General features: G+C 39.8%; 29 protein-coding genes and 1 riboswitch. Of the genes, 19 read left to right on the top strand and 10 right to left on the bottom strand.

Going from position 1 to position 25,289, the window contains the following annotated elements; all coding sequences use genetic code 11:
- Positions 1–55 precede the first annotated feature (55 nt).
- Genes BN985_RS01140 through BN985_RS01130 form a run of 3 tightly spaced genes read left to right on the top strand, consistent with a single transcriptional unit; the run spans position 56 to position 1,987 of the window.
- The gene (locus BN985_RS01140) at positions 56–412 is read left to right on the top strand and encodes a GntR family transcriptional regulator (protein WP_332257477.1); all 357 of its coding nucleotides are present in this window, start codon (positions 56–58) and stop codon (positions 410–412) included.
- Positions 409–1,287, top strand: coding sequence for an ATP-binding cassette domain-containing protein (locus BN985_RS01135; protein WP_042220591.1), 879 nt, complete (start codon positions 409–411; stop codon positions 1,285–1,287). The genes BN985_RS01140 and BN985_RS01135 overlap by 4 nt, the downstream gene beginning before the upstream one ends.
- The gene (locus BN985_RS01130) at positions 1,274–1,987 is read left to right on the top strand and encodes a hypothetical protein (protein WP_042220590.1); all 714 of its coding nucleotides are present in this window, start codon (positions 1,274–1,276) and stop codon (positions 1,985–1,987) included. The genes BN985_RS01135 and BN985_RS01130 overlap by 14 nt, the downstream gene beginning before the upstream one ends.
- A gap of 39 nt (positions 1,988–2,026) precedes the next feature.
- Here BN985_RS01130 and BN985_RS01125 read toward each other — a convergent pair whose 3' ends face one another.
- Positions 2,027–2,482, bottom strand: a complete 456-nt coding sequence (locus BN985_RS01125) for a YaiI/YqxD family protein (protein ID WP_042220589.1) — start codon at positions 2,480–2,482, stop codon at positions 2,027–2,029.
- A 130-nt stretch (positions 2,483–2,612) separates the two neighbouring features.
- On the opposite strand from BN985_RS01125, the gene BN985_RS01120 reads away from it, so the two are divergent.
- From BN985_RS01120 to BN985_RS19435, 7 genes are all read left to right on the top strand, one after another.
- Positions 2,613–3,116: a GNAT family N-acetyltransferase gene (locus BN985_RS01120; protein WP_042220588.1), complete on the top strand. Its 504-nt coding sequence runs from the start codon at positions 2,613–2,615 to the stop codon at positions 3,114–3,116.
- Positions 3,109–3,621: a GNAT family N-acetyltransferase gene (locus BN985_RS01115; protein WP_042222816.1), complete on the top strand. Its 513-nt coding sequence runs from the start codon at positions 3,109–3,111 to the stop codon at positions 3,619–3,621. Before BN985_RS01120 ends, BN985_RS01115 begins: the two co-directional genes overlap by 8 nt.
- Before the next feature lie 152 nt (positions 3,622–3,773).
- A complete protein-coding gene (locus BN985_RS01110; RefSeq protein WP_042220587.1) occupies positions 3,774–4,157 on the top strand; it encodes a GntR family transcriptional regulator in 384 nt (127 codons plus the stop codon).
- Entirely contained in the window at positions 4,157–5,047 is an 891-nt protein-coding gene (locus tag BN985_RS01105; protein WP_042220586.1) for an ATP-binding cassette domain-containing protein, read from the top strand. The genes BN985_RS01110 and BN985_RS01105 overlap by 1 nt, the downstream gene beginning before the upstream one ends.
- Positions 5,034–5,771 carry a hypothetical protein gene (locus tag BN985_RS01100; protein ID WP_042220585.1) on the top strand — a complete coding sequence of 246 codons (738 nt, stop codon included), beginning with the start codon at positions 5,034–5,036 and terminating at the stop codon, positions 5,769–5,771. Before BN985_RS01105 ends, BN985_RS01100 begins: the two co-directional genes overlap by 14 nt.
- Positions 5,768–6,487, top strand: coding sequence for a hypothetical protein (locus tag BN985_RS01095; protein ID WP_042220584.1), 720 nt, complete (start codon positions 5,768–5,770; stop codon positions 6,485–6,487). The genes BN985_RS01100 and BN985_RS01095 overlap by 4 nt, the downstream gene beginning before the upstream one ends.
- 15 nt (positions 6,488–6,502) lie before the next feature.
- The gene (locus BN985_RS19435; RefSeq protein WP_269635249.1) at positions 6,503–6,637 is read left to right on the top strand and encodes a hypothetical protein; all 135 of its coding nucleotides are present in this window, start codon (positions 6,503–6,505) and stop codon (positions 6,635–6,637) included.
- A gap of 48 nt (positions 6,638–6,685) precedes the next feature.
- Here the strand turns inward: BN985_RS19435 and BN985_RS19295 are convergent, their stop codons facing one another.
- Together BN985_RS19295 and BN985_RS01090 are read right to left on the bottom strand one after the other, a co-directional pair.
- Positions 6,686–6,940, bottom strand: a complete 255-nt coding sequence (locus BN985_RS19295) for a hypothetical protein (protein WP_232225512.1) — start codon at positions 6,938–6,940, stop codon at positions 6,686–6,688.
- The gene (locus BN985_RS01090; protein WP_052360575.1) at positions 6,871–7,944 is read right to left on the bottom strand and encodes an ATP-binding protein; all 1,074 of its coding nucleotides are present in this window, start codon (positions 7,942–7,944) and stop codon (positions 6,871–6,873) included. Before BN985_RS01090 ends, BN985_RS19295 begins: the two co-directional genes overlap by 70 nt.
- A 191-nt stretch (positions 7,945–8,135) precedes the next feature.
- Here BN985_RS01090 and BN985_RS01085 point away from each other — a divergent pair, with 191 nt between their 5' ends.
- Positions 8,136–9,329 carry a class I SAM-dependent rRNA methyltransferase gene (locus BN985_RS01085; RefSeq protein WP_042220583.1) on the top strand — a complete coding sequence of 398 codons (1,194 nt, stop codon included), beginning with the start codon at positions 8,136–8,138 and terminating at the stop codon, positions 9,327–9,329.
- 126 nt (positions 9,330–9,455) lie between these two features.
- On the top strand, positions 9,456–10,421 hold the full coding sequence (gene argF, locus BN985_RS01080; RefSeq protein ID WP_042222813.1) for an ornithine carbamoyltransferase: 966 nt from the start codon (positions 9,456–9,458) through the stop codon (positions 10,419–10,421).
- Positions 10,422–10,452: 31 nt separating this feature from the next.
- On the opposite strand, the gene thrB is transcribed toward argF, so the two are convergent.
- The 3 genes from thrB to BN985_RS01065 are packed head-to-tail and all read right to left on the bottom strand — an operon-like array spanning position 10,453 to position 13,713.
- Positions 10,453–11,358: a homoserine kinase gene (gene thrB / locus BN985_RS01075; RefSeq protein ID WP_042220581.1), complete on the bottom strand. Its 906-nt coding sequence runs from the start codon at positions 11,356–11,358 to the stop codon at positions 10,453–10,455.
- Positions 11,355–12,416: a threonine synthase gene (gene thrC / locus BN985_RS01070; RefSeq protein WP_042220580.1), complete on the bottom strand. Its 1,062-nt coding sequence runs from the start codon at positions 12,414–12,416 to the stop codon at positions 11,355–11,357. The genes thrB and thrC overlap by 4 nt, the downstream gene beginning before the upstream one ends.
- On the bottom strand, positions 12,385–13,713 hold the full coding sequence (locus BN985_RS01065; RefSeq protein WP_042220579.1) for a homoserine dehydrogenase: 1,329 nt from the start codon (positions 13,711–13,713) through the stop codon (positions 12,385–12,387). Before BN985_RS01065 ends, thrC begins: the two co-directional genes overlap by 32 nt.
- Positions 13,714–13,909: 196 nt before the next feature.
- Between BN985_RS01065 and BN985_RS18880 the strand changes: the two genes are divergently transcribed.
- On the top strand, positions 13,910–14,062 hold the full coding sequence (locus tag BN985_RS18880; RefSeq protein WP_156960051.1) for a hypothetical protein: 153 nt from the start codon (positions 13,910–13,912) through the stop codon (positions 14,060–14,062).
- A 152-nt stretch (positions 14,063–14,214) separates the two neighbouring features.
- On the opposite strand, the gene BN985_RS01060 is transcribed toward BN985_RS18880, so the two are convergent.
- Positions 14,215–15,072, bottom strand: coding sequence for a GNAT family N-acetyltransferase (locus tag BN985_RS01060; protein ID WP_042220578.1), 858 nt, complete (start codon positions 15,070–15,072; stop codon positions 14,215–14,217).
- 138 nt (positions 15,073–15,210) lie between these two features.
- A riboswitch (Lysine riboswitch) is annotated at positions 15,211–15,388 on the top strand.
- A gap of 136 nt (positions 15,389–15,524) precedes the next feature.
- Between BN985_RS01060 and BN985_RS01055 the strand changes: the two genes are divergently transcribed.
- From BN985_RS01055 to BN985_RS01045, 3 genes are all read left to right on the top strand, one after another.
- Positions 15,525–16,928: a YfcC family protein gene (locus tag BN985_RS01055; RefSeq protein WP_042220577.1), complete on the top strand. Its 1,404-nt coding sequence runs from the start codon at positions 15,525–15,527 to the stop codon at positions 16,926–16,928.
- 72 nt (positions 16,929–17,000) lie between these two features.
- Complete coding sequence (locus BN985_RS01050; protein WP_042220575.1) at positions 17,001–18,173, top strand: M20 metallopeptidase family protein; 1,173 nt, start codon at positions 17,001–17,003, stop codon at positions 18,171–18,173.
- A 253-nt stretch (positions 18,174–18,426) separates the two neighbouring features.
- A complete protein-coding gene (locus BN985_RS01045; RefSeq protein WP_042220574.1) occupies positions 18,427–19,911 on the top strand; it encodes a GGDEF domain-containing protein in 1,485 nt (494 codons plus the stop codon).
- A gap of 38 nt (positions 19,912–19,949) precedes the next feature.
- Here the strand turns inward: BN985_RS01045 and BN985_RS01040 are convergent, their stop codons facing one another.
- Positions 19,950–20,318: a carboxymuconolactone decarboxylase family protein gene (locus BN985_RS01040; protein WP_042220573.1), complete on the bottom strand. Its 369-nt coding sequence runs from the start codon at positions 20,316–20,318 to the stop codon at positions 19,950–19,952.
- 441 nt (positions 20,319–20,759) lie between these two features.
- Between BN985_RS01040 and BN985_RS01035 the strand changes: the two genes are divergently transcribed.
- On the top strand, positions 20,760–21,578 hold the full coding sequence (locus BN985_RS01035) for a squalene/phytoene synthase family protein (RefSeq protein WP_042220572.1): 819 nt from the start codon (positions 20,760–20,762) through the stop codon (positions 21,576–21,578).
- A gap of 279 nt (positions 21,579–21,857) precedes the next feature.
- Positions 21,858–23,402: a BCCT family transporter gene (locus tag BN985_RS01030; protein ID WP_042220571.1), complete on the top strand. Its 1,545-nt coding sequence runs from the start codon at positions 21,858–21,860 to the stop codon at positions 23,400–23,402.
- A 70-nt stretch (positions 23,403–23,472) separates the two neighbouring features.
- Here BN985_RS01030 and BN985_RS01025 read toward each other — a convergent pair whose 3' ends face one another.
- On the bottom strand, positions 23,473–23,664 hold the full coding sequence (locus tag BN985_RS01025; RefSeq protein WP_232225511.1) for a hypothetical protein: 192 nt from the start codon (positions 23,662–23,664) through the stop codon (positions 23,473–23,475).
- Between the two features lie 69 nt (positions 23,665–23,733).
- Complete coding sequence (locus BN985_RS01020; RefSeq protein WP_042220570.1) at positions 23,734–24,240, bottom strand: hypothetical protein; 507 nt, start codon at positions 24,238–24,240, stop codon at positions 23,734–23,736.
- A 225-nt stretch (positions 24,241–24,465) separates the two neighbouring features.
- Between BN985_RS01020 and BN985_RS01015 the strand changes: the two genes are divergently transcribed.
- Entirely contained in the window at positions 24,466–25,203 is a 738-nt protein-coding gene (locus BN985_RS01015; RefSeq protein ID WP_232225564.1) for a MerR family transcriptional regulator, read from the top strand.
- Positions 25,204–25,289 lie beyond the last annotated feature (86 nt).

Raw genomic sequence — 25,289 nt, 5'->3', positions numbered from 1 at the left:
TGATTACACAAGTATACAACCAACCATCCTGGGAGGAGGGCATTAGGTGAGAGCAATGTTAGATGAGTCCCAACCAATATTTCAGCAAATCGCGGATATGATCCGTGACGACATAATCGACGGAGAATTTGAAGAAACGGAAAAAGTTCCATCAGAAAATGAGATATCTCAGTTTTATAACATCAATAGGGCAACTGTACGAAAAGGACTCCAACAACTTTTGGATGAAAACCTTATTTATAAAAAGCGTGGGATTGGCATGTTTGTCAAAGAAGGGGCAAAAGAAAGCCTAATGAAAGAAAGACAAAAGCAATATGTCCAGGATTATATAAAACCATTATTAGAGGAAGGTAACAGATTAGGATTAAACCTCGATAAAATTATTCAGTTAATGAAGGAGGAGATAAAATGATAAGGTTAGAAAACGTGACATTTGCTTATGATCAGGAAACAATTCTAGAGAAAATTGCGTTCACTGAGGAGGAACCAGTCATTACTGGACTTTGGGGAAGGAACGGCTCTGGTAAAACCACACTCATGAAATTACTCGCCGGCCACCAGAAGCCCGCAGAAGGTGACATTGAAATATTCGGTCACTCCCCTTTTAATAATCTTGAAATAGTAAAGGATATTTGCTATATGGAAGAGGATCATCCTTTCAGTGTCATCTGGTCGGTAGAAGATGCTTTAAGGTTTGGCCGTTATTTTAATCCAAATTGGCATCAGGAAACCGCTGAACGACTATTAAAGCTATTCAATCTCCCAAGAAATAAAAAGGTAACAAAGCTGTCTAAAGGAATGAAGACAGCTGTTCAGATTACAATTGGTCTTGCCAGTCATGCGAAGATCACTATCTTGGATGAACCGACAAATGGATTAGATGCAGGTATACGTAAGAAATTCTATCAAGCATTGAAGGAATCCTATGAAGAAAACCCGCGTTTTATCTTGCTATCCTCCCACCACATAGAGGAAATCCAGCCACTTTGTGAGTCCTTGGTCGTTATCCACAATCAGAAGATTTTCCTTCATGAGGAAATGGAGGTAATTAGAGAAAAGGGGTTCTGGTTATCTGGTAATCAAGAAAAAGTAGAAGCGGTCATAAAGAATGAGCGTGTGTTGGAGAGAAATGCTTTAGGTAAAATGCTGAAGGTTATGCTGCATGCAACCTATACCAGCGAGTGGGAACAGATCGCAAAAGAGCACGGATTATCTATTGAAAAGGCACAGGTGCAGGACTATCTACTAAATTTAACAGAAGGAGGTGTGCTTGATGAGCATAACTAGTGGAACAACAAGAATGGTTTACGAAGATGCCAGGTGGTTTTTCCTAAACGTTTTGATTTTATCCGTTACCTTACCGCTGACTATTCTTTGGATCGTCTTAGGCTTAACTTTTGATATGAGTGAAGCGATTGGCTCTATAGCTGGTCCAGCTTATTTCTTTATTCCGAGCTTTGCCATATTTGGGTATAAGACACTATTACCTATTGGAGTAGGAATGGGCAGTACAAGATTACAGATTTTGAAATCCTTCTATGGGGTTGGGATCTTGTCTGTTGCAGTTGTGGTCTTTATCTTAAATGTACTTCAATTCACCCTTGTCACATTAAGTGATTGGAGGCTCAATTTCAAGGGAGTTTTACATCCGGGAGAAATCTTTTATGTGGACTATCATTTCTTGTCCTATCTATGGCTGGATATGATGACAGCTCTCTTTCTTTTTGGAATGGCCTTTCTCCTATATAGTCTATTTTACCGATTAGGGTTGGTAAGGCTGGCCATATGGATGATGGCTATCGTGATTCCTTTTATGTTTTTATATTATGGTGGTGTGCTAGATCCTCTTATAAAATCACTCACATCATTTGAATGGAGTGGAAATGTTGTTGCCATTATATTAGGCGCATTTGGAGCTGCCGGGCTTGCTATCACATACCCAATAATGCGAAACGCACCACTAAAACCAAGATCAGCAAAATCATAAATACGGTTACTCAAATAGTAAAAAGGGGACTGAAAAATCCTATGAATGATTTTTCAGCTCCCTTATTTTTTGTGTGAAAAGCGCAGCGAATTTCTCTCGATCATCTTGTGTAAATGGCTTAGGCCCTTTGGTACGTTTTCCGCTTTTTCTTTCCATTGCACTAAGGTACCGTGTCTGGAGAAGCTGGTCGATATTATCATTTGTATAAACGAACCCTTTATGATGTAGGACATGACACTTTTTGGCAAGTGCAAGGGAAGCCAGCCCATAATCTTGTGTTACGAGGACGTCCCCGCGTTCTGCCAGCTTCATGATCCGGTAATCTGCCGACTCTGCTCCGGTATCAACATAGATCGTTTCGATACCATCGGGATGCTGTTCATTTGAATAATGTGCAAAACTGGATACGAGTATAACCGGGATCTCTTTTTCTAATGCTGTTTGAATAATAGTATCTTTTACTGGACAAGCGTCTGCATCGACAATGATTTTCATCTACATTCCTCCTAATTTAAAATTATATCATATAAAAAATCGAATGAACTATTCTGAAAAAATGCTTGCATAAACGTCTTTGTCTATATATGATGTTTTATAATTATATTTAAAAAAGGGGGATGATTGGATGCGTTTAGTACGTCCTTCATTAGAATGGAAAGAAGAACATAAACAGTATGTGGAAGAATGGGGGCCTTCCCGCATGATTCCTAGTAGCTTTAACCTTACTGGACACGCTACATATGAAGAGTATCTACAAGCTTTGCATGATAGGGAGAGTGGGCAAGGTAAGTGGGTTCCAAGCTCCAATTATTTCCTTGTGAATGCAGGTGGTAGAATACTTGCAATGGTGGATATCCGGCATGAATTAACGGAGCATTTACTCCATGTCGGTGGGCATATCGGCTACAGTGTAAGACCAAGTGAGAGACGTAAGGGTTATGCGACAAGAATTCTTGCTGAAGCCTTAGAAAAATGTAAGAAACTACATATTCCAAGAGTACTTGTGACCTGCGATGATGGTAACGTTGGTTCAGCTAAAACTATTCTTAATAATGATGGTATAGAGGATGAAAGCTATACCGATATAGATGGCACAGTGATACGGAGGTTTTGGATTGTTAATGAGTAGTAAAGTAAATGATATTGTGATGGATCATATGACCACTTCCGACTGGTCCCAAGTGCGATCCATTTATTTAGAAGGAATTGAAACAGGAAATGCAACATTTGATACAGAGGCTCCAGATTGGGAAGAATGGGATCGGAAATATTTAAAAGACTGTCGGTTGGTTGCTAGAGAGGCGGGTAAGGTTATAGGTTGGGCAGCACTTCTCCCAACCTCCAGCAAAAAAGCATTCGCTGGTGCGGCTGAGCTAAGCATTTATTTGAGTAAACAAAGTATTGGCAAAGGAATCGGAACAAAACTTATGGCCTATCTGATTGAGGAAAGTGAGGCAAATGGGTTTTGGACACTTCAATCCGGCATTTTCCCAGAAAATAAGGGGAGCATTCGACTTCATGAAAGTGCTGGTTTTATAGAAGTTGGGGTTCGAGAACGTATTGGCAAATTAAATGGTGTTTGGCGTGATGTAGTGCTTTTAGAAAGAAGGAGTCGCATTGTCGGTATAGATTAATAATAAGTATGAAATATGAATGTCTGCTAAGCAGGCATTTTTTATTTGTAAATTTTTGAAAATCAATCAATTTGCGCTTGTTTTTTTCTTTAAATAATTATATACTACATTACACGACTAATGCACTGAGTTAGTTGAAGGAGGTTGCTGGTTTGCATTTACTTTCAGATACCACAAAGCCTATCTATGTTCAAATTGCCGAATGGATTGAAACAGAGATACTTAATGGTAATTTTCAAACAAATAACAAGGTTTATTCACAATACAAGCTTGCAGAAATATTCACCATTAATCCGGCAACAGCGGCAAAAGGGTTAACACTCTTGTCAGATGAAGGAATCTTATACAGCAAACGCGGATTAGGAAAGTTTGTTACACCGGAAGCGAGACAGTTGATACTAGATAAACGAAAAAACCATACGTTAAAAGGCTTGTTGGATGATGTGGCTCTAGAGGCAGCCCGGTTAAAGGTAGACGAAGAAGAATTGCAGAAAATGCTTCGGGACAGTTTGGAAAAGATAGAGGGGGAAGCGTAATGAATATGGTGGAGTGCGATAGGCTTACAAAGAAACAGGGCAGTGTGTATGCTTTAAATGAATTGAATATCCAAATAAAGAAGAACACCATTACAGGACTTATTGGGAGAAATGGCGCTGGTAAAACAACCTTGCTAAAAATTCTTGCAGGTCTTTGGAAACCTACAACTGGACATGTTGAGGTGCTAAAAGTAAATCCATTTAATAGCCTTACCGTTTCTGCTAACGTCGCCTACATTAATGATGAAATGGATTTTCCTAATGCTCTTACTTTATCGGAAATATTGCAAACGGGAAAACGTTTCTACGGCAATTGGGACAGTCAATTAGCAGAACGATTATTCAAATACTTTTCCTTTAACCCAAACCAATTACATACCCATCTTTCAAAGGGAAAAGCGAGCACCTTCAATATGATTTTTGGGTTGGCTGCACGCTGTGAAATCACCTTATTTGATGAACCGACAACAGGCATGGATGCCTCCGTAAGAAAAGACTTCAATAGAGCTCTTCTTAAGGATTATCTTGCACACCCACGAACAATGATTATTTCCAGTCATCACTTGGAGGAACTAGAGGAAGTATTAGAAGACATACTTGTGATAAAAAATGGCAAAGCATTGCTTCACGAACCGATTGATGTAATACGCAACTATGCAATAGGGTTAACAGGTCGGAGCGAACTAGTAAGACAATGGGTAACAAATAAGCAGGTATTATATACAGAAGATGTTGGGGCAAATACCTGTTATGCCGTTGTGAAAAACGAAGAAATAGACATAGAGAAAGCGAAACGATTAGGTATGCAAGTCACCACCGTATCAGCAAGTGATGTCTGTGTCTATCTGACAAACCAGACGACAGGGGGGATTGACGATGTCTTTAAATAAGATGTCACTTGGTAGATTGGTTGGTGAGCAGTATTTATTTAAATGGAAGGCCTTTGCTGGTGTGTTTAATTCCATGGTGGCTTTACAGCTCCTTGCTATTGTGTTTACTTGGGGCGGAACGGGCATGCATGGCACAAGTATGGGGAATGTTTCCTTATGGATGAATTATTATTCTACAGATGGGGTCATAGGGCTAACCCTCGTATGGGTATTCTTTACCTCTATTTTAATTACAACCAAATCTTATCGAAACGATGATTATCTATTTATTACGAACAGACTTAGTAGCAATTTAGCTAATATGGCCTTCTTGCTTTCTGCAAGTACGGTTGCAGGACTAACTGCAGTTTTTTCACAGTATTTGATTCAAATGATTCAATATTTACGGGGGAATACCTTCTTGACAGAAGCATTGCCTCTAACGACAGGTGAGTGGTTAAGTGGAACGGCAGCTACAATTTTGTATGTTTTATTTATTGGAACCATTGGTTATTTTATTGGAAATGTAGTGCAGCTGCATCGTATGTTAATCATTATCGTTCCTGTGGGGTTGCTTGGATTTCTTTTTATCTATGACTTTAATGAACCAGGCTTCGTATCATTGTATGAATTTTATTTTCGAGAGACAGCTTTTGGGCTCTTTGCTGTGAAAATTATTGGGACCGTTTTTCTATTGTTTTTAGCTAATATTCTCGTTTCCAATCGTCAGGAGGTTAGGAAATGATAAACTTTGACATTGTACTTTTTCCTATTTTATTGCTGGCCATTATAATTGGCGGGGTTGTTTTATTAATAAAGTTTAGTAGTAAACAATTTCCTGCTTTACGACGAAAGGAAAGGTGGCTGTTACCTTTATATGGAGCGGTATTAATCGCTTGTGGCATAGTACTTGCAATATTGGATCCTTTTGAAGAGCACTCGGCAAGTGGTGAAGGAGAGAGAAGGGATTTTATATCTCTTTATGATCATATGTATTCTGGGAATACTGAGGGAATTGATGCGGAGTACATTCGCAAGGATTGGGAATTCACCTATTCGGAGAAAGTATTGCAGATTACCTCAAGTCCTAGTGAAGAATTAATGGCTTCTATCTTTGTGGAAAAAGTTGCGGGGTTGGGAGATGAAATTGAAGTCATTTATTATGAGACCCCCCTATATATGAACGGAGAGGATATGAGTGGATATATCCATCCGCCAGATGTAACGTTATCCGATGGTGTTGTAAATATTCTAAACCCAGGTGAAAATGGGTATCAGGAAGTTGAGTTAAATATGCTTAGAGATCCATTTACCTTTAATCAATTTACAGGAAGAACGTTTATGGGAGATGAAAATGGATCGACCATTATCCATGGAGAAAATGTCATATTAATTCGTGTAGGGGAAGAGAAGACACTCGACCTAGATCCAGACTCTTATATAGAATATGTGAACGAATAAATTGGGTGGGCTAGATTGCCCTGGCAAGTTAGAGTGACACCAAATAGGGGAGAAGTGAAACCAGAAGCCGTGAAAGTGACACCAAACAAGGGAGAAGTGAAACCGAAAGAGGGGAATTTAAAACCACAGCGACCATACGAACGCTTATAAAATCATATGGTCGCTCGGCCTTTTTTACTTAAAAGTTTGCTGTTCTAGCTAAAAACCTAGTTTTCCAGCATACTCGCCCATTTCCCATTCCTGTTTCATCGTTTTGCGGTGATTTTCTTGTAATTCTTTCACAATTTCTTCTGCATCTACCTGTTGTTCATAATGCCACTTTAATGCGATCGACATATAGAGCTCGTTTAGCTGTGCGATGGATAAGCCTTTTGTTTGCTTTGTTAACCGTGAAATAGCAGTTTCGTCAAGGAATCGTTCCAGTCCTTTACTGCGTAAATAGGTGTCGCGCAATGGTTCTCCCGGCTGATTTCATAAGCTCGGTCAAATCTTCCAGCTCGGTTGATAAGTGCTGGATCAATCTTCTCTGGATAGTTTGTTGTGCCAATAAGGAAAATGCCTTCCTTTGAAGTCGCGCCATCAAGGGTGTTTAGAAACACCGAGCGCGACTCTTCTGGCATGGAATCAATGTCCTCAATAATTAAAACAAGTGGTGCCATCTTGGTTGCAGTAGCGAAAACCTCGCTTATCGAATAGCTTGAGGTATATTCAGTGATTTGCCAATAGACCACAGGTGCTGATACACTGCCGGCAATCGACTTAACGAGCGTTGTTTTCCCATTACCCGGGCTTCCATACAGTAAAATGCCCCGTTTGTACGGAATGTTGTATTCCTTATAAAACCCCCCGCCTTCCACGAAAAACTCATCAATGGAACGGAAGATATCTGTCTTAACATGATCATCTAATAGGATGTTTTCTCTGGAGATCTGGTTGGTTAACTTTTCTTTAGACCGAACTAGACCGTCTTCGGTATCTGTCAAAACCGTAATGCCTTCTGTCATGTTTTCTCGCTGTTGTTTCATTATATATTCCAGAAAAAGAACGAGGTCCTGGTCACTTCGTGCAAATATAAATGAACGTTCGAATTCCATATGACTTTGGTAGATTGGTATTTTCATACTTGCTACATGAAAAGTAGGGAAGTAAAAAATATGATTATTTAAAGAAGGTTTGATTCGGTATTGTTCAGTCTCGTTATAGGAAATGGTAGAAACTGCTACCGTATCATAGATCGAACCTAGTTTTTCAATTGCCGGATCTTTTTGTTGCAGCATCATATCGATCGCTTCATCTAATTCGTCCAGTCCTTCTTCTGTTTCGTACAAGGACAGGTCTTCTCCTAGCTTCTCTTTCAGGACTTGCTGTGCTTTGTTGAGCGGGTAGGCATAATCATAATAGTGGGGAAGAGTGTTTCTCGTCATTTCATTAAAATTTACAAGTGATTTTGTTCTCATGAATGACTCCTTTAACAAGTTATTTAGGGGTAATAAATCCTATCATACCACATCTTATGCCATTGTTTTGCAAGAGTATGAATTTTCTACAGGGAGTAGTGGGAATAATGAGACGGTAGGGACAATATATCATTCCTTTCGCTTTTCCAAACCACATGCGATAATAAGAAAAAAGAGTTAAGGATGAAAAGATGCAAAATACTATTGAAATAAAAGTTAAAGAACCTTTTATACAGGATTTTCGTAAGGGTGTACCATTAATTAGTAAGGAAGCAATAACAAATGAACACGTATTGAAAGAAGAGGGAGCCATTATTGATTTGGTTGACTCTACACACAACTTTCTTGGAAGAGGTTATTATGGCCGACAAAATAAAGGGATTGGTTGGGTTTTAACAACCAAGCAAGATGAACCGATTGATTTTTCTTTCTTCCAACAAAAAATTCTCAAGGCGATTAATAAGCGCCAAGGTTTTTATCAGGATGAAGAGACGACTGCATTTCGTCTCTTTAACGGTGAAGGGGATGGAATTGGTGGTCTAACAATCGATTATTTTGATGGCTACTACCTGATCAATTGGTATAGTGATGGGATTTATACGTTTAAAGAACTGGTTATACAAGTATTGGACGAGCTTGGTGATTATAAAGCGATTTATGAAAAGAAACGCTTTGACACGAAGGGTAAATATATGGAAGATGATGACTTCGTCAAAGGTGAACGTGGAGAATTTCCACTTATCATTAAGGAAAATGGCATGCGGTATGCCGTCTATTTAAATGATGGAGCGATGGTGGGGATTTTCCTAGACCAGCGTGACGTAAGAAAAGCCATTCGGGATAAGTACGCAAAGGGCAAGCATGTACTTAATACGTTTTCTTATACAGGTGCCTTTTCAATTGCTGCGGCTCTTGGTGGAGCAGATAAGACAACGAGTGTGGACCTTGCTAAACGATCAAAAGCAAAAACAATTGAGCAATTCAGCATAAATGGAATCGATTTTGACCAGCATGATATCCGTGTTATGGACGTGTTTGATTATTTCCAGTACGCGAAACGTCACCAATTAAAATTTGATATGGTGGTGCTTGATCCTCCAAGCTTTGCAAGATCAAAAAAGCGCACGTTCAGTACGTCAAAGGATTATCCAAAACTACTAATGGATACGATATCCATTACAGAGAAAAATGGCATTATTGTGGCGTCAACAAACAATGCAAGCTTTGGAATGAAGAAATTCAAGGGCTTTGTTGAAAAAGCTTTTAAACAAATGAATACTGGCTACAAAATCTTGGAAGAGTATCACCTACCCGCTGATTTTCAGGTGGATCGTAAATTCCAACAAGGAAATTACTTAAAGGTACTTTTTATCCAGGTGAATTAACATATATCGCTTTGCTAACAAATTTAGCAGAGCGATTTTTTTATAAATAAATGTGCAAAAATATTGTATATTTATTCTAAATAATGCATAATAATTCATATACATTCCGAAGGGTGGAAATGGATGATGACAATACAATTAAAGGAAGCTCCGAATAGCTTAAAGTCTCTCGCTGGCCGTGATTTTCTAACATTAGAGAATTTTAAGAAGGAAGAGATCCTTTCTTTACTTGATTTGGCAGAACAACTCAAGGCTAAAAGGAAGGCTGGAGAGGAGGAGCACACACTGAAAGGAAAGACACTCGGTATGATTTTTGAAAAAGCTTCTACTAGAACAAGGGTCTCTTTTGAGGCAGGAATCTATCAGCTTGGCGGAAATGGAATTTTTTTAAGTACAAAAGATTTACAAATTGGAAGAGGAGAGCCGATTGCCGATACTGCTAAGGTGTTATCTGGATATCTTGATGGCATAATGATTCGGACTTATTCCCAGGAGATGGTAGAAGAACTTGCAGCAAATGCCAGTATTCCTGTTATAAATGGCCTAACAGATCTCTATCATCCATGTCAGGTCCTTGCAGATTTGTTAACAATAAAAGAGCAAAAAGGAGCACTAAATGGGATAAACATTACATACATTGGCGATGGGAATAATATGGCCAATTCCCTTATGATAGGGGCGGGATTGATGGGTATGAACCTTACCGTTTGTGCACCTGTTGGGTATGCCCCTTCAGAAGCGATAGTAACAAAAGCGAAACAGCATGCATCTATTTCTGGTGGTAAGATTATATTCGAAACACTTCCAAATGAGGCTGTCCGGAATGCAGATGTTGTTTATACAGATGTGTGGGCAAGTATGGGACAGGAAGAGGAACAGAAACAAAGGATAGAAGCTTTCCAGCATTACCAGGTTACAGCTGAACTATTCGCCTTAGCAAAGCCTGATGCTACCTTTATGCATTGTCTACCAGCACATAGAGGGGAAGAAGTCGAGTCAGCAGTAATTGATGGAGAACAATCCGTTGTTTTTGAACAAGCGGAAAACAGACTTCACGCTCAAAAAGCCCTAATGACAGAGCTTATGGGATAATCTAAAGAAAAAACGCTAAGCCTCGCTACAGTTAATCTGTAGCGGGTCTCAGCGTTTTTGTTTGCATTCCCTGTTGATCGATCTCGGCTACTTTCACTTGAAAGTCAGATAGTAACTTTTGCAAGTGTTTAGCTAATGTAGTGCCAGTTCCTTTTTGGGTGAAGGAGATCATGGTTGGTCCGGCTCCGCTAATCACGGTCCCGTAGCTTCCAGCCAACTTTGCTTCTTGTTTTATTTGCTTATAATGCGGTAGTAAACCGGCTCGATATGGCTCGTGAAACAGATCCTTTTCCATCATTTCTCCCGCTACTGTAAAATCTCCAGTGGCTAATGCAGCGATAAGCACATTGCTAAGACTGCTAGCCATGGATGCCTGGTTTCTGGTGAACGTTGCTGGCAATACGTTCCTAGCGTCTTCTGTCATTAACTCAAAGGGAGGGATGCTCAGAACAGCCTCAAGCTCTGAAAGCGGGAGTTGTACATAATGTACGTCCTCTTGTAGGGTAGAAATGATCAACCCTCCTAATAAGGAAGCAGCTATATTATCTGGGTGGCCTTCAAGTTCTGTTCCAAACTTTAATATATCGGCATTTGTTAGCTTTAAATCACACAGTTGATTAGCTAGTTCAATCCCAGCAATTACAGCTGCGGCACTACTTCCGAGGCCGCGAGCTAATGGAATCTCACTTGTGACTGTCACCCTGCAAGGTGAGAGTACCACGCCAAATCGATCCGCAGTTTGCTTGGCGATTTGGTATATATAATGCTCTTCATAGGTTGTAATAGTAGGTAGCAGGTCGGAAGCGTGGATAAATTCCCAATTCCTTTGCTCTTCTACTTCTAGTATCAAATAAAGATTTAGCGCAATGCCTGCTGAATCAAAAGCCGGTCCCAGGTTTGCGGAACTAGCTGGAACGCTAATCTGAAAAGCAGTCATACTATCACCGTGCTTCCAATATAACGGAGGAGAGACTCTGCATCATTTGGCAGGGCAACAGGTTGTATTTCCATTTGTTCAATGGCTGTCTGTGGATCCTTTAGGCCATTTCCTGTTAGTACTGTGACTACCTTGCTTCCTTTGGGAATGACACCTTGCTTACATTGCTGAATCACACCAGCTATAGAAGCACAGGAGCCTGGCTCTGCAAAGATTCCCTCTTGTTGAGCCAGGAGCTTAAATGCGTTTGTAATTTCCTCATCGGTGACAGACTCTATTAAACCGTTAGACTCATCACGTGCTGTAACCGCAAGTTTCCAGCTTGCGGGATTGCCGATTCGAATTGCAGTAGCAATTGTTTCCGGGTTCGCGATAATCTGGTCCTTTACGATAGCGGCTGCTCCTGCAGCTTCAAACCCAAACATTTGAGGGAGTCCGCTCTCCCTTTTTTTGTTATACTCCTTAAAACCTTTCCAGTATGCGCTAATGTTGCCGGCATTTCCAACAGGGATAGCAAGAATATCAGGGGCAGCATTCAATTGCTCACATACTTCAAACGCAGCTGTCTTCTGGCCTTCCAGTCGGTAGGGGTTAACTGAGTTCACAAGGGTTACATCTGCTTTCTCACTAATTTCCCTCACCATTGCAAGGGCTTCGTCAAAATTCCCGTCAATCTCCACAATCTCTGCTCCGTACATAATAGCCTGCGCGAGTTTCCCCATAGCTACTTTGCCTTTAGGGATAACAATAATGGCGCGGATCCCTGCTTTCGCTGCATACGCTGCTGCAGAAGCAGAGGTATTACCTGTAGAAGCGCACACAATAGCATCACTTCCTTCTTCTACCGCTTTAGCAACGGCCATCACCATTCCTCTGTCCTTAAAAGAGCCAGTTGGATTTGCGCCTTCTATTTTTCCATATAATTCAATTTCTAGCTGTTCGGATAAATGTCTAAAATGGATTAAAGGAGTGTTTCCTTCCCCTAGAGTGATTTCTGGTGTATCGACGGTTACGGGTAAATGATCCTTATATTGTTTTAGCAGCCCCTGCCAATTCACGCTCAACATCTCCTTCAACTTTGTAATAGCTCTTAACTTCAAGAACTACATCTAATTTCTTTAAATCTTGTAACGAATTATTAAATGTTTCTAACGATGTTTGGTGTGTTACTAAAATGATCTCTGCAACTTCATGCTTTTTAACCGGGGTCTGTAAGATTCGCTTAAAACTAATGTGGAACGAATTGAAAAGAGAAGAGATAGTAGAAAAGGCACCCACTTCATCTTTTACTTGTAAACGGACATAATATTGTCCAAGTCGTTTATCTGCTGTCTTAAGCTCTTTTTTAAACCGTGGTTTAACGGTGCTGTGACCGCTCACTCCCAGTTTCATATTTTTGATAATGGTGACAAGATCGGATACTACAGCAGTGGCAGTAGGTAAGCTACCAGCACCAGGTCCGTAAAACATTGTTTCGCCAACTGCCTCGCCATAAACGTAAACCGCATTGTATTCATTCTTCACATCAGCAAGTGGATGGCTTTTAGATAGCAAGGTAGGTTGGACATTTACTTCCACTTGACCATCCTGACAGCTCGCAAAGCCAATGAGCTTCATGGTATAACCTAATCGTTCTCCGTATTTCAAATCTTCAAGGTCGAGATTTTTAATCCCAGCCACCTCTACCTCTGATAATTCAATGTCAGTTGAAAAAGCTAGTCGACCAAGAATCGCCATTTTTCTTGCTGCATCTAGGCCTTCCACGTCAGCGGTTGGATCTGCCTCAGCGAAGCCGAGATTCTGTGCTTCTTTTAAGGCGTCTTCATATGACACACCTTCATTATTCATTTTAGTTAATATATAATTTGTCGTACCATTTACAATCCCCATTACTTGTTGAATGCGATCGGAAGAAAGACCATCCGTAATTCCCCTCAAAATAGGGATTCCGCCGGCAACACTTGCCTCATAATAAAAGTCACAATGATTTTTATCGGCAGCTTGTTGTAGCTCTGGACCATGTAAAGCTACAAGATCTTTATTTGCAGTAACCACATGTTTTTTAGCGGAGAATGCATCCAAAATATGCTGGAAGGATTCCTCGATCCCTCCCATAACTTCCACTATAACGTCAACTTCCGGGTCCTGTAATATGTCATTTGGATCTGTGGTGAGAAGGGTCTGTTCAATCGATACATTACGCACTTTTTCAATATCCCGTACTAAAATACTTTTTACATGTACGTTACAACCTAAACGATGTGCTAGTTCTTCTTGATGTTCTTCTATGAGCTTTACTACACCTGAGCCAACTACCCCTAAACCAAGTAGACTGACAGAAACTTGCTCTCCCACACAATCACCTCTTCGATTTTTTTGGTTACTAGATATTTAAACATGGATAAAGAAGTATAGCAATAAGGAATTTTCCGAATATACTGTAAAGCGCTTACATAAACTGATTACTTTCTAGTGCTGTGGACCTAGAATTAACCAAACAAAAGGTTAGTTAATACACTACATTACAGAGAAAAAAGTGGAGGTGTAGGAAGTGAGTGAAGCGAGTGTAGGTTTAACATTTATCACATGTTTGTTACTAGGATCAGGCATCGGCTTGCTATTGGGGAATCTAGAAGGTGGAGGAGCTGTGGGGTTATTAATAGGAATTACAAGTGTTGTCCTATTTCGAAAAAAGAAAAAGTGATGGTTTAAATTTATCCCATAGCTTTGCGTTTTTTAAAATGGGAAAATCTGAAGACTAGTCGTAAGCACTAATAATTAGTTACTTCTTTCGCCTCCAGATGGTCATGACCTTGACTTAAGGTTGTTCAATTTAAGTAGAAAAATTCTTAGCTTTTATGTTATACGTGTACCAAACAATATCCATGGAGAGGGAAGGGTAAAGGGATGATTGCTAGGTAGGTTGGCTACTTCTTGTTTTGTTAAGTCCATCCAAACATAGGTGTCTTCGCCTGTCTTCTTAGTTAATTGTTTATATCCATGGGTAATGGTCTCCCACAAGCCTTCCTGCTGGTGTAAATCTTCCCATGGGTAAATAACATGGAGATAGTGCCATTTCTTTTGATCTTCCTTTGTAATAAGGAAGCGATCTTGCATTTCATTTTCATAGAAGGACCACTCAAGCAAGTTTTCATCTGTAAATAGCTCCCATGATGCCGGGAAGGGATAGTAACATTGATAGGGGAATATCGAAGGGCCCTTGAGGTACCCCATTTCGATTAACTCTCTTTTTCTTTCAAGCTTATGTACTTTATTCCATGGCTGTGCTCCAGATTCAAGCCTAGAAAGATTTTTTGTGGTTGCCCCGTGAATTGTAATATGTGGATGAAGACCGGCTTTCTCAAGAACCCTTCTTCCTGCAATGTTGTCTTCTTGTGTATTGGCACCAATCCATTTTATTTCTTGATCTTTAAAAACTTCTGAAATCAAATGCTTCATCAAGATTGTAGAAAAATCTCTTCCTCTGTAACGCACATCACTTCGCAACCGCCCAAGCATCGCATAATGACCTGCATATATCGAGTAACCAGCAATGCTAACTAACTGATCCTGATTAAATAATCCGAATAGCGTGTTGCTCCCATCTATTAATCTATTAAATATACGAAGAACATAGTCATCTTCTATTCCTGTGTCCATTGCTTCGGCGTGATGAAAGTCTTCTTTAGTAAGTCTACGTATGAGATTTTGCATGATACTCACTCCTTGCTGTATCTGTTCACCTTCATGGTATATCAATCTCTTTTACTTCCAAAGTAAAAAGATTCTCACTTGTAAAATCAATTGAAATCTAGTAATATTTAATTAATTTCATAGATGACCTTATCAGATCGGTGAGGTAGAGGCGCGAGCAACATGAGTAATCAATAGGAGTATGACACCGTTGAGTATTGATGAAAGGGTTGTTGGCCGAAGCGTAATAAGAGTCAAGCTTATTATTGCTGGTATGTTTTTGAATAGGGAACATACTGTCATGCTAAAGGATTGTGCATGGAGAACTACTGATCGAAATGGAGGATAACGTATATTAATTGTAGTGGCAATGGTAGGTTATTTTCTATCATTGTTTTTTTATGTACTTTTTTACTTATCTCCTTGCACTCTCCCTATAAATGAAATGAATAAAAAAAGGGAGCTTTAACAAAATGTCCAACGAATTAACAACTTCTGAGAAAAAAAAGTTTCAATTTCCCCATGTATTTATTATTTTATTTGGTTTTGTTGTGCTTGTATCGGTAATTACGTATTTCATTCCTGCTGGAGAATTCGAGAGAGAAACCAATGCAGATGGCAGAACGGTTGTCGTTGATGGAACGTATAATAGTGCCGAAGCAAGTCCTATTGGATTTCTAGAAATCTTCCAAAGTATTCATACAGGAATGGTGCAAGCCTCAGAGATCATCTTTTTCATCTTTCTTGTTGGCGGAGCTTTTGGTATCTTACGTGCAACCAATACGCTAGAGAGTGCATTTGGCTCATTATCTAGAAAAATGGCAGGTAAGGAGCTATGGATCATACCTGTTGTTATGCTATTCTTCTCTGTTGGTGGTGCTACATTTGGCATGGCGGAAGAAGCCATTCCGTTTATACTAATCATGGTTCCCGTTGCTCTCATGATGGGATTTGATTCGATGGTAGGTACTGCTGTTATCCTTGTAGGAGTTTACTCTGGGTTTACTGCTGCGTTTATGAATCCATTTACCGTCGGAGTTGCTCAAGGGATTGCAGAATTACCGACATTCTCTGGCATGGGAGTCAGATTTATTTTTTGGCTTGTGTATCTTGGAGTAAATATTACATATGTAATGGTTTATGCCCGTAAGGTTAAAAACGACCCAATGAAAAGTATTGTTTATGAAGAAGATCGAAAACGCGAAAAGCAAACGAACACGCTTGACCAGCCAACACTATCTAAAAGGCAGATAGCTATTTTAGCTATCTTGATCATAACCCTTGTAGGGCTGGCGCTTGGTGTAACGTTACAGCACTGGTACATTACGGAAATAGCAGGTTTATTCCTACTTATGGGTGTATTAATTGGAATCGTAGCAAGGATGAAGGTCAACAAAATTGCAGAATCCTTTGTAAAGGGCTGCGAGGAGTTAGTGCTAGGGGCATTGGTTGTTGGGTTTGCCTATGCTATATTAGTTGTCTTGCAGGATACAAATACAATTGATACGATCCTTTATGCTGTTTCCAATGTTGTGTCTGGATTACCATCAAGCTTATCTGCCATAGGAATGTATTTCACACAAAGTGTATTGAATTTTATCGTTCCCTCAGGTAGCGGCCAGGCCGCATTGAGCATGCCTATTATGACACCTCTTGGAGATTTGCTTGGGGTGGATCGTCAAACGGCTGTACTGGCATTCCAGTTTGGTGATGGGATTTCCAACATTTTTGCCCCAACAGCTGGAGTGTTAATGGCAGCTTTGGCCATTGCACGCATTTCCTATGTGAAATGGATTAAATGGATTTGGCCATTAATCCTCATTCAATATGCACTAGGAGCTATATTTGTAACCATTGCACATCTATTTATCTGGTAAGAGGCGTCTAAAAAGAGTGGGCTTCCATCTGTGGGAGCCCTTAACTATTTCTAGGAACATGGAGGTTATTAAATGATCGAGAATCTTGAACGTATACTGCACGAATTATATCCAGAATTAGTAGCATTTAGAAGGGATCTTCACATGCATCCCGAAATTTCACACCAAGAAGTAAATACACCAAAAAAGATAGCCGCTTATTTAAGCGCGTTAGATATTGACGTAAGAACAGAGGTCGGCGGAAGAGGAGTAGTTGGGACACTAAAAGGCGGAAAACCTGGCAAGACCATTGCGCTACGTGCAGACTTTGATGCCCTTCCAATTCAGGATGAAAAGGATGTTACATACAAATCTACAGTACCTGGTGCTATGCATGCGTGTGGGCACGATCTCCATACTGCAGCACTGTTAGGTGTGGCAAACGTATTAAGTACGGTGAGGGAAGAAATTCCAGGAAATGTCGTATTTATTCACCAGTTTGCTGAGGAGGCGACCCCTGGGGGAGCTAAACCTATGATAGAAGATGGCTGCCTAGATGGTGTTGATGTAATTTATGGCGCACATGTAATGTCAACAGACCCACTTGGAACATTTAACGTAAAAGAGGGATTTGCTTCTTCTGCGCAAGATGATTTTAAGATTGTGATTCATGGAAAAGGGGGGCATGGGTCTGAGCCCCATTTAGCAATAGATCCACTTGTTACCGGGAGTCAGCTTGTCGTAAACCTACAACAAATTGTTAGCAGACGGGTTAATCCGCAGCAGGCTGCGGCTCTAACAGTAGGTTCTTTTGTAAGTGGGGAAGCAACAAATGTTATCCCGGATACTGCAGTAATAAAAGGAACTGTAAGAACTTATGATGAAGAGGCTCGGTCTATTATTGAACAGGCTATGAAACAAATGACAAAATCAACATGTGAAGGAGCAGGAACTACCTTTGAATTTGAGTATGTGAAAGACTGCCCTTCTATATGGAATGACCCAGATTTAGCAGAAAAAGTAGAAGCAATCGCGGTAGAAACATTTGACGATTCTAATCCTATTCACCATACACCTATGATGGGAAGTGAAGATTTTTCCTTCTATCAGAAAGAAATCCCTGGTGTTTATTTCACAGTAGGGGGAGGAAATCCCGAGCTTAATGCTGTTTACCCACACCATCACCCGAAATTTGATATAGATGAACGTGCAATGCTAGATATTGGGAGGATGTTTATTAGGCTTGTGTTTCGCAATGGGAATTAAATAAAAGGAAAGAACCCTGAATTGCTCGTTATGAGACAGTTTAGGGTTTTTTAATAGATTTTCTATAGGAAAACCACAGGGAGAAAGGCCACAAGGATCCCCATAACGAGAGTTACGTTTATAAGTTTAAAGGTGTTAAATGATAATTATGGAAGAAAAAGGATTAGCATGTAAAGTTATTGGGTACTATTTCCTATGCATAGTTGAATTTTTAGTAAAATTAGCATAATATTTTCATGAGAGAGGTGGAGGCGTGAGAGCGAGATTCCGATTAAAACTATTTGTAACCATGATTACCTTTGCGCTGATTATTTCCTTCAGTATTGCAATTATCGATTACATAAAGCTGAGGGAAGAAGCAATCGCCAATAACCAGGTGCAAATTCAACAGACAGAGAATATTGTGGTCGATTCTCTAAGTACTATAGATAAAGCGTATACCATTTTTGATCAGGATACGACAGAGGAAATGAAAGAACGAACAGAAGAGTTGATGGAACGCTATAATTCTGATCCTTCTTTCGAGAATTGGAATTTTGCTAACATAAAAGAAGAAATAGGAATGGATGTCTACATTATCAACGATCAAAATGTCATCATACATACTAGTTTTACAGAAGATCAAGGGCTAGACTTCGCTGAATGCTGTAGTGATTTTTCTAGTTTATTAGACGAGCGAAGACAGGCTGGCGAATTTACTGTGGATGGGTTGGACGTTCAACAAAAAACAGGGGAAATTAAAAAGTTCAGTTATATGCCGACACCAGACAAGAAGTATATCATTGAATTGGGTTATTCCTTAGCTGATAAACGTATATTTAATGAGTTTAATTTTCTTAATGTAATAAAGGAATTAGAGAATAAGTATGAGTTGATTAACGAAATCAATATATTAAATGTAGATGGTTTTAAACTAGGGGAGCCTACAGAGGAAAATTACCTTACAGATGAGAGACAGGATGCATTTAATCGATCCATTCGTTCGAAAAGTTCCGCAGAGGCTGAAGAAGTGGACGGAAATCCAGCACTGTACCGGTACCTTTATTATTCCGCAGATAATACACAGGGTATTTCCACTAATCGGGTAGTCGAGATTAGCTATAATCATGATGGATTAGGTGCAATATTGGATAGGACACGAACAATCTTCCTTTGGCAGCTAGCGATCGTATTTGTGGTGACCATTATTCTTGCTATACTTATTTCTAAATGGGTGGCAAGGCCAATGTATATGGCTTTTCACGATCAGTTGACTGGGTTGAAAAATCGCACTGCTTTTGAAGAAATTATGGAGAGAAAAATAAAGGATCAGCAGGAAACTGCCTTGATCATGATAGATTTAGATCATTTTAAAAAAGTGAATGACGTTTTGGGGCATGACAAAGGGGATGAGCTATTAATTGAGCTAGCGGCTTGTATAGAGCGGAATTGTCGTAAGGGAGACACTGCTGTTCGCATGGGAGGCGATGAATTTATCATTGTTTTGCCTAATACCAATGTGGAAGAGGCTAGCAACGTTGCGGAAAAGCTGCTACGATCAATAACCAATTTATTTCAATCCGTGAAAAGTGAAAGCGGTATTTCTCTGACTGCTAGTATGGGCATAAGTATGACGCCACATGATGGAATCGACATTGAAACATTATATAAAAAAGCGGATATAGCATTATACGCTTCCAAAGAGAAGGGGAAAAACCAATATTGTGTGTATAATGCCAATAGAACATACGCTAAATAGAGCTGCCAAAGGTCGTTCCACCTTTTGACAGCTCTTCTCTACTTTTGGGTGAAATAATCAAACGTGTCCATTGCTAATGTAACACCCTGTGCAAATGCAGCTCCGCCACCTAATGCTGCACTTACCCCTACTGCCTCCATAAATTCTTCCTCTGAGACGCCATGTTCCACGCATCCTTTTGTATGGTACATTATGCAGTATTCATCCTGTGCGTAAATGCTGATGCCGAGCGCAATTAACTGCTTCTCTTTTTTTGCTATAGCTCCTTTTTCAAAGCATGCTTCTGTGAATTCGAAATACCCTTTCGTCATTTTAGGGAATTTTTCCTCAAAGCGACTTGTTCCCTCTTTAAATTCCAGGATAGATTGATCAAAGTAATTCACTATTTCCTCTTCATGTGATTCCATATAATTCCCTCCATCTCAATTGGTAATCTCTCTAACTTGGCTTATTTCTCCCGGAGCAACCGTCCGTAATACTCCCACTCAAAACATGAATAGAAACAGTTAGTTTTTAGTGGGAGTAAACGGACGCTAACACCCCGATTCGTTCAACTAACAATCAGTGGGGAAAGAATGAAAACCCCCACTGATTGAAGTTTCACTTTATAAAAGTCCGATACGTTCAACTAACATTTGGTTAACACCAATTGAAGTTTCATTTTATATCATTCTAGAAAAAGGGAATAATATACGAGTGAAAATATGGAAGCATTTAATCCGTTATTAATCAGACTTCAACGCTTTTTTTATTTGCTTTTCTTTTTTTACCATTGTGGAAAGTGGCGTTAGCATCTGAGGGTTGTTATACTAAATATACCTCAAGGTAGTAAAGGGAGGAAGTAACCATTGAGTAAAAAAACAAGTTTAGAGAAAGACGCCATGCGCGTATTAAAACAAACGAGTAGAACATTTTACATACCTATCACACTTTTAAAACAACCATTAAAAATTACGGTCGGTTCCGCTTATTTGTGTATGCGTGCCATTGATGAAATAGAAGATCATGAATTACTTGATAACAGCACAAAAAAAGTATTACTGGATGCCATTAGTTCACTATTACGTAATAAATTTAACCAACAAGCCTACAATGAGCTGTTAACCCCTTACCAATCAATCTTGCCAGAGGTAACGTTGAGATTAGGCGATTGGGTTGAAGTGTGTCCAGCAGGCATCGTCGATAAAGTCCTGGAATCCACCGGTATTATGGCAAAAGGGATGGCAGATTGGGCTGAACGCGATTGGGTGGTAACTACAGAAGAGGACTTGGATGATTATACATATTATGTTGCCGGTCTAGTTGGGGTTATGCTATCTGATATATGGGAATGGTACGATGGTACGATTACAGATAGAGAATTGGCAATTGGTTATGGAAGAGGCCTTCAGGCAGTTAACATGCTACGTAACCAAGAAGAGGATGCGGAACGAGGCGTAACCTTTATCCCGGATGGTTGGAACAGAGCGGACTTGTTTGCATATGCAAAGGGCAACTTAGAGAAGGCCGATACTTATATTAAATCCATCCAAACACGGCATATCCTTCATTTCTGTAAGATCCCGTTGGCGCTGGCAAAAAAGACATTGAAAGCGATGCAGGATGGAAAAGAAAAAATGTCTAGAAACGAAGTGGAAGAGACAGTAGAAGAGATCGTCAAAGATTAAACTTATAATATAAAAATACGGCTTCCTTATCGTGTATATAATTCTATTTATAAGTGAAAATTAGTGTTAAATATACTAGCTAACAGACAGTAATTTTTTGACCAATCAGCAAATTTAGACTATAATATTGAGCTGTGTTATAAAAAAGGGCAAGCTGATGGTATTTCGTCAAAGGATTATTATGTTGTTTTTAATAATCAACTTCCATCCAACGGTCTTAAATGACAAAGCTAACAACCAATTTTAGACACTTGCTCCTAAAAAATTAGGAGGAAAAGCGTGAAACGTAAACCAAAAAAGTTAGACTGGCCAGTGTTTATAGTCAGTGGTGGTTTTCTAACTGCATTTATCGTACTTTCATTAATTAACAGTGATATGGTTGGTAACGCAATCAACAACCTTTTTAACTACTCTGCAACATTCTTTGGTGCCTATTGGCAGCTGTTGCTGTTAGGGAACTTTCTTGTAGGGTTAGGTCTAGCGATATCTAAGTACGGAAGAGTTAGATTGGGTAAACAGGATAAACCAAAGTACAGTTATTTTCGCTGGGTAGCAATGATTTTGGTAACCCTATTGGCAAGTGGAGGGGTATTCTGGGCTGCTTCTGAGCCAATGTATCATTATATGACAACACCTCCGTTATTCGGTGGAGGGGAGTTTAATAATATTAATGCTGCATTAGCGCAATCCTTTATGCATTGGGGATTTACTGCCTGGGCTATTCTAGGTACACTTGCAACCATAGTAATGATGTACGTTCATTACAATAGAGGATTTCCATTACGTCCCAGAGGGTTACTATACCCTATCTTCGGAGAGAAAATTTATCATAAAAGCGTTATTGGTTCCTCTGCTGATATCTTTTCTATTATAGCTACGGTTGCTGGGACACTCGGTCCATTAGGATTTCTTGGATTGCAAATTTCCTACGGGTTACATCATCTATTTAATGTTCCTAACACCCTATCTGTAAGCATCACCGTTGTGATAGGTTTAGCAATAATTGCTGCCATTTCAGCTGCGACTGGTGTAGATAGAGGGATTTTAACATTGAGCCGTTACAATGTCGGCTTTACCATATTTTTAGCAATTGTTGTTTTAATTATTGGCCCGACTATGTTTATATTAGACGGTTTTGTTGGAGGAACAGGCCATCATATCCAAAATTTCTTTACGATGAGTATGTTCCGAGGTGACCATGAATGGTTGGGTGCCTGGACAATATTTTTCTGGGGATGGTTCATTGGTTATGCTCCAATGTTAATTGTTTTTATCAGTCGAATTTCGCGAGGAAGAACAATTAGAGAATTAATTATTGCGGTATCCATTGTTGCACCAATCGTAAATAATTTCTGGTTTTCGATTGTTGGTGGAACAGGGATATTCTATGAAACAGAACATCCGGGATCAATTTCTGGTGCGTTAAGTGAAGGTGGTATGCCAGCGGCTGTTATGGCTATAACGGATCAACTACCAATAGGTACATGGATAGGACTAGGGTTCCTGATTGTATCGGTTGTCTTTGTTGCGACCACGGTAGACACCATGTCTTATACGGTGGCAGCTACACTTACGGGAAATGATATGCCAAAAAGATGGTTACGCGTATTTTGGGCGGTTATCTTTGGGCTTACAACAGCAGTAATTCTTTCCATAGGAGAGGACAGTATTTCATCTATCCAAAACTCGATTGTGATAACAGCAGTACCAGTCTCATTACTCCTGCTTCCGCCATTATGGAACGCTCCCAAAATAGCTAGGAAAATGGCTTTTGAACAAGGACTTATGTGGCAAAGGGAAATGAGTAAAAAAATGAATAAATAGTTCACATTGCTAAGGTGATGGAGACAATAGGTGTAAAGACACCGCCGGATTCGGCGGTGTCTTTGTTTTACTACCTTTTATTGAAAAGAGATTTAAAGCCAAGATAAAGTATAGCTCCCCCGAATACAATTATCGCAATGCTCCCAATAAGGTTAAAGATATTGGCAATTTCTGCTGTAACGATAGCGGAAGATGGTAAATTAGCGAGCCCGAAGCCAGCAAGAACACAAGCTAAATAGAGTAAAGCTAATTGATACACCATGTATCCCTCCCTTCGAGTTATCCTATGATGGAAACCTGTAAGAAGGGTGTGCACTAGCCCTTTATACCCTTAGTAACATTGGAACGATTGAACATTATCCAAATCTGTTCCGAAATAGACCCATCTATTACCAGTCCATCTAAAACCGGCTATAGAGTTTCTTCCTACAAATGTAGGGAAGAACCAGAATGATTGCCAACGCAACCAAACAAAGGTGAAACGGAATAGACAGCTACGGATTGCTCCAGGGTCAACGGCAAACAATTGTGCTTGTGGTTGAACCGGCTGGAAAGATGGTGGCGGAGTTGAAGGTGGCCCTCCAGACTGTCCTGGTCCTCCGCCAGGCTGTCCGGGGAATCCACCTCCAGAACCAGGGAAACCGCCTTGGCCAGGAAATCCGCCTCCAGAACCGGGGAACCCGCCTTGGCCAGGAAATCCGCCTCCAGAACCAGGGAATCCACCTTGGCCAGGAAACCCGCCGCCAGGACCGCCGAATAATCCTCCAAGAATCTGTCCCGGTATGTTTAATTGTCTTTCTTCTTCTTCATCGTATGGTGGTTGATTATAATAAGTCATTTTGTTACCTCCTAAAAAGTACTCCCTATACTATATGGTTTATCGTCTATTTTGCGATTCGATTAGCAAAATTGGGCGATTGAATTGGTTTGTTTGTGTCTGTTTAGGCATTCGTGCGAACTTAACGATAAGAAAATAAATTTGTTGTATAAAAGTAATTTTTCTTCTTGACCATAACGTTACGTTATACTTTATTGTAGAGTTATGGAAGGAGGGAAATCGTTGTTGAAAGTAAAGGAAGTGGCTTCTTTAGTAGGAATAAGTGTGCGTACACTGCATCACTATGATGCGATAGGATTACTTAATCCTGAAGAGATGACAGATGCTGGTTATCGAATTTATTCCGAAAAAGACCTCGAAAGACTACAGCAAATTTTATTTTTTAGAGAACTGGATTTTCCATTGAAGAAAATAAAGGAGATTCTCGCAAGTCCTTCTTTTAATCAGGAGGAGGCACTAGCGCTACACCGTAAAATGCTGTTAGAAAAAAGAGCTAGCATAGACAAAATGGTGAGAACAATCGATAAAACAATCGAGTATAAAAAAGGAGAGAGAAGAATGAGTGCAGAAGAAAAATTTGAAGGTTTCGATTTTAGTAAGAATCCATATGAGGAAAAAGCTCGCAAGCGTTGGGGAGATGAAGCGGTAGACCAATCAAATGCGAAGCTAAACAATATGTCGAAAGGCGAGAAAAAGAAGTTTGAAGAAAAGTTTAATGCCATTTATGCTGGACTGGCAGAGGTTCGTCACTTGGATCCTGGTTCGGAGACTGCACAAGAAAAAATTGAAGAGTGGTTCTATTTTTTAAACGATATGGGATCTTATTCGCTTGATGCATTTAAAGGGCTCGGACAAATGTATGTAGATGATCAGCGTTTTACAAAAAACATTGATCAATTTGGTGAGGGCCTAGCGTTATTTATGCGGGATGCAATGGGTATCTATGCAGACAGAAGGAAATAAAGTGGTATAGAGCAACTAGCCGGCCAAACCCGATTTTTTGTAGAATAATCCGGTTTGGCCGACTGTAGTTTAAATGATTTTCTTTT

The sequence above is a fragment of the Oceanobacillus manasiensis genome (genome assembly GCF_000724085.1).
In the GTDB taxonomy this organism is placed as follows: domain Bacteria; phylum Bacillota; class Bacilli; order Bacillales; family Amphibacillaceae; genus Oceanobacillus_B; species Oceanobacillus_B manasiensis.
This window is presented reverse-complemented; position numbering and strand designations above follow the sequence as displayed.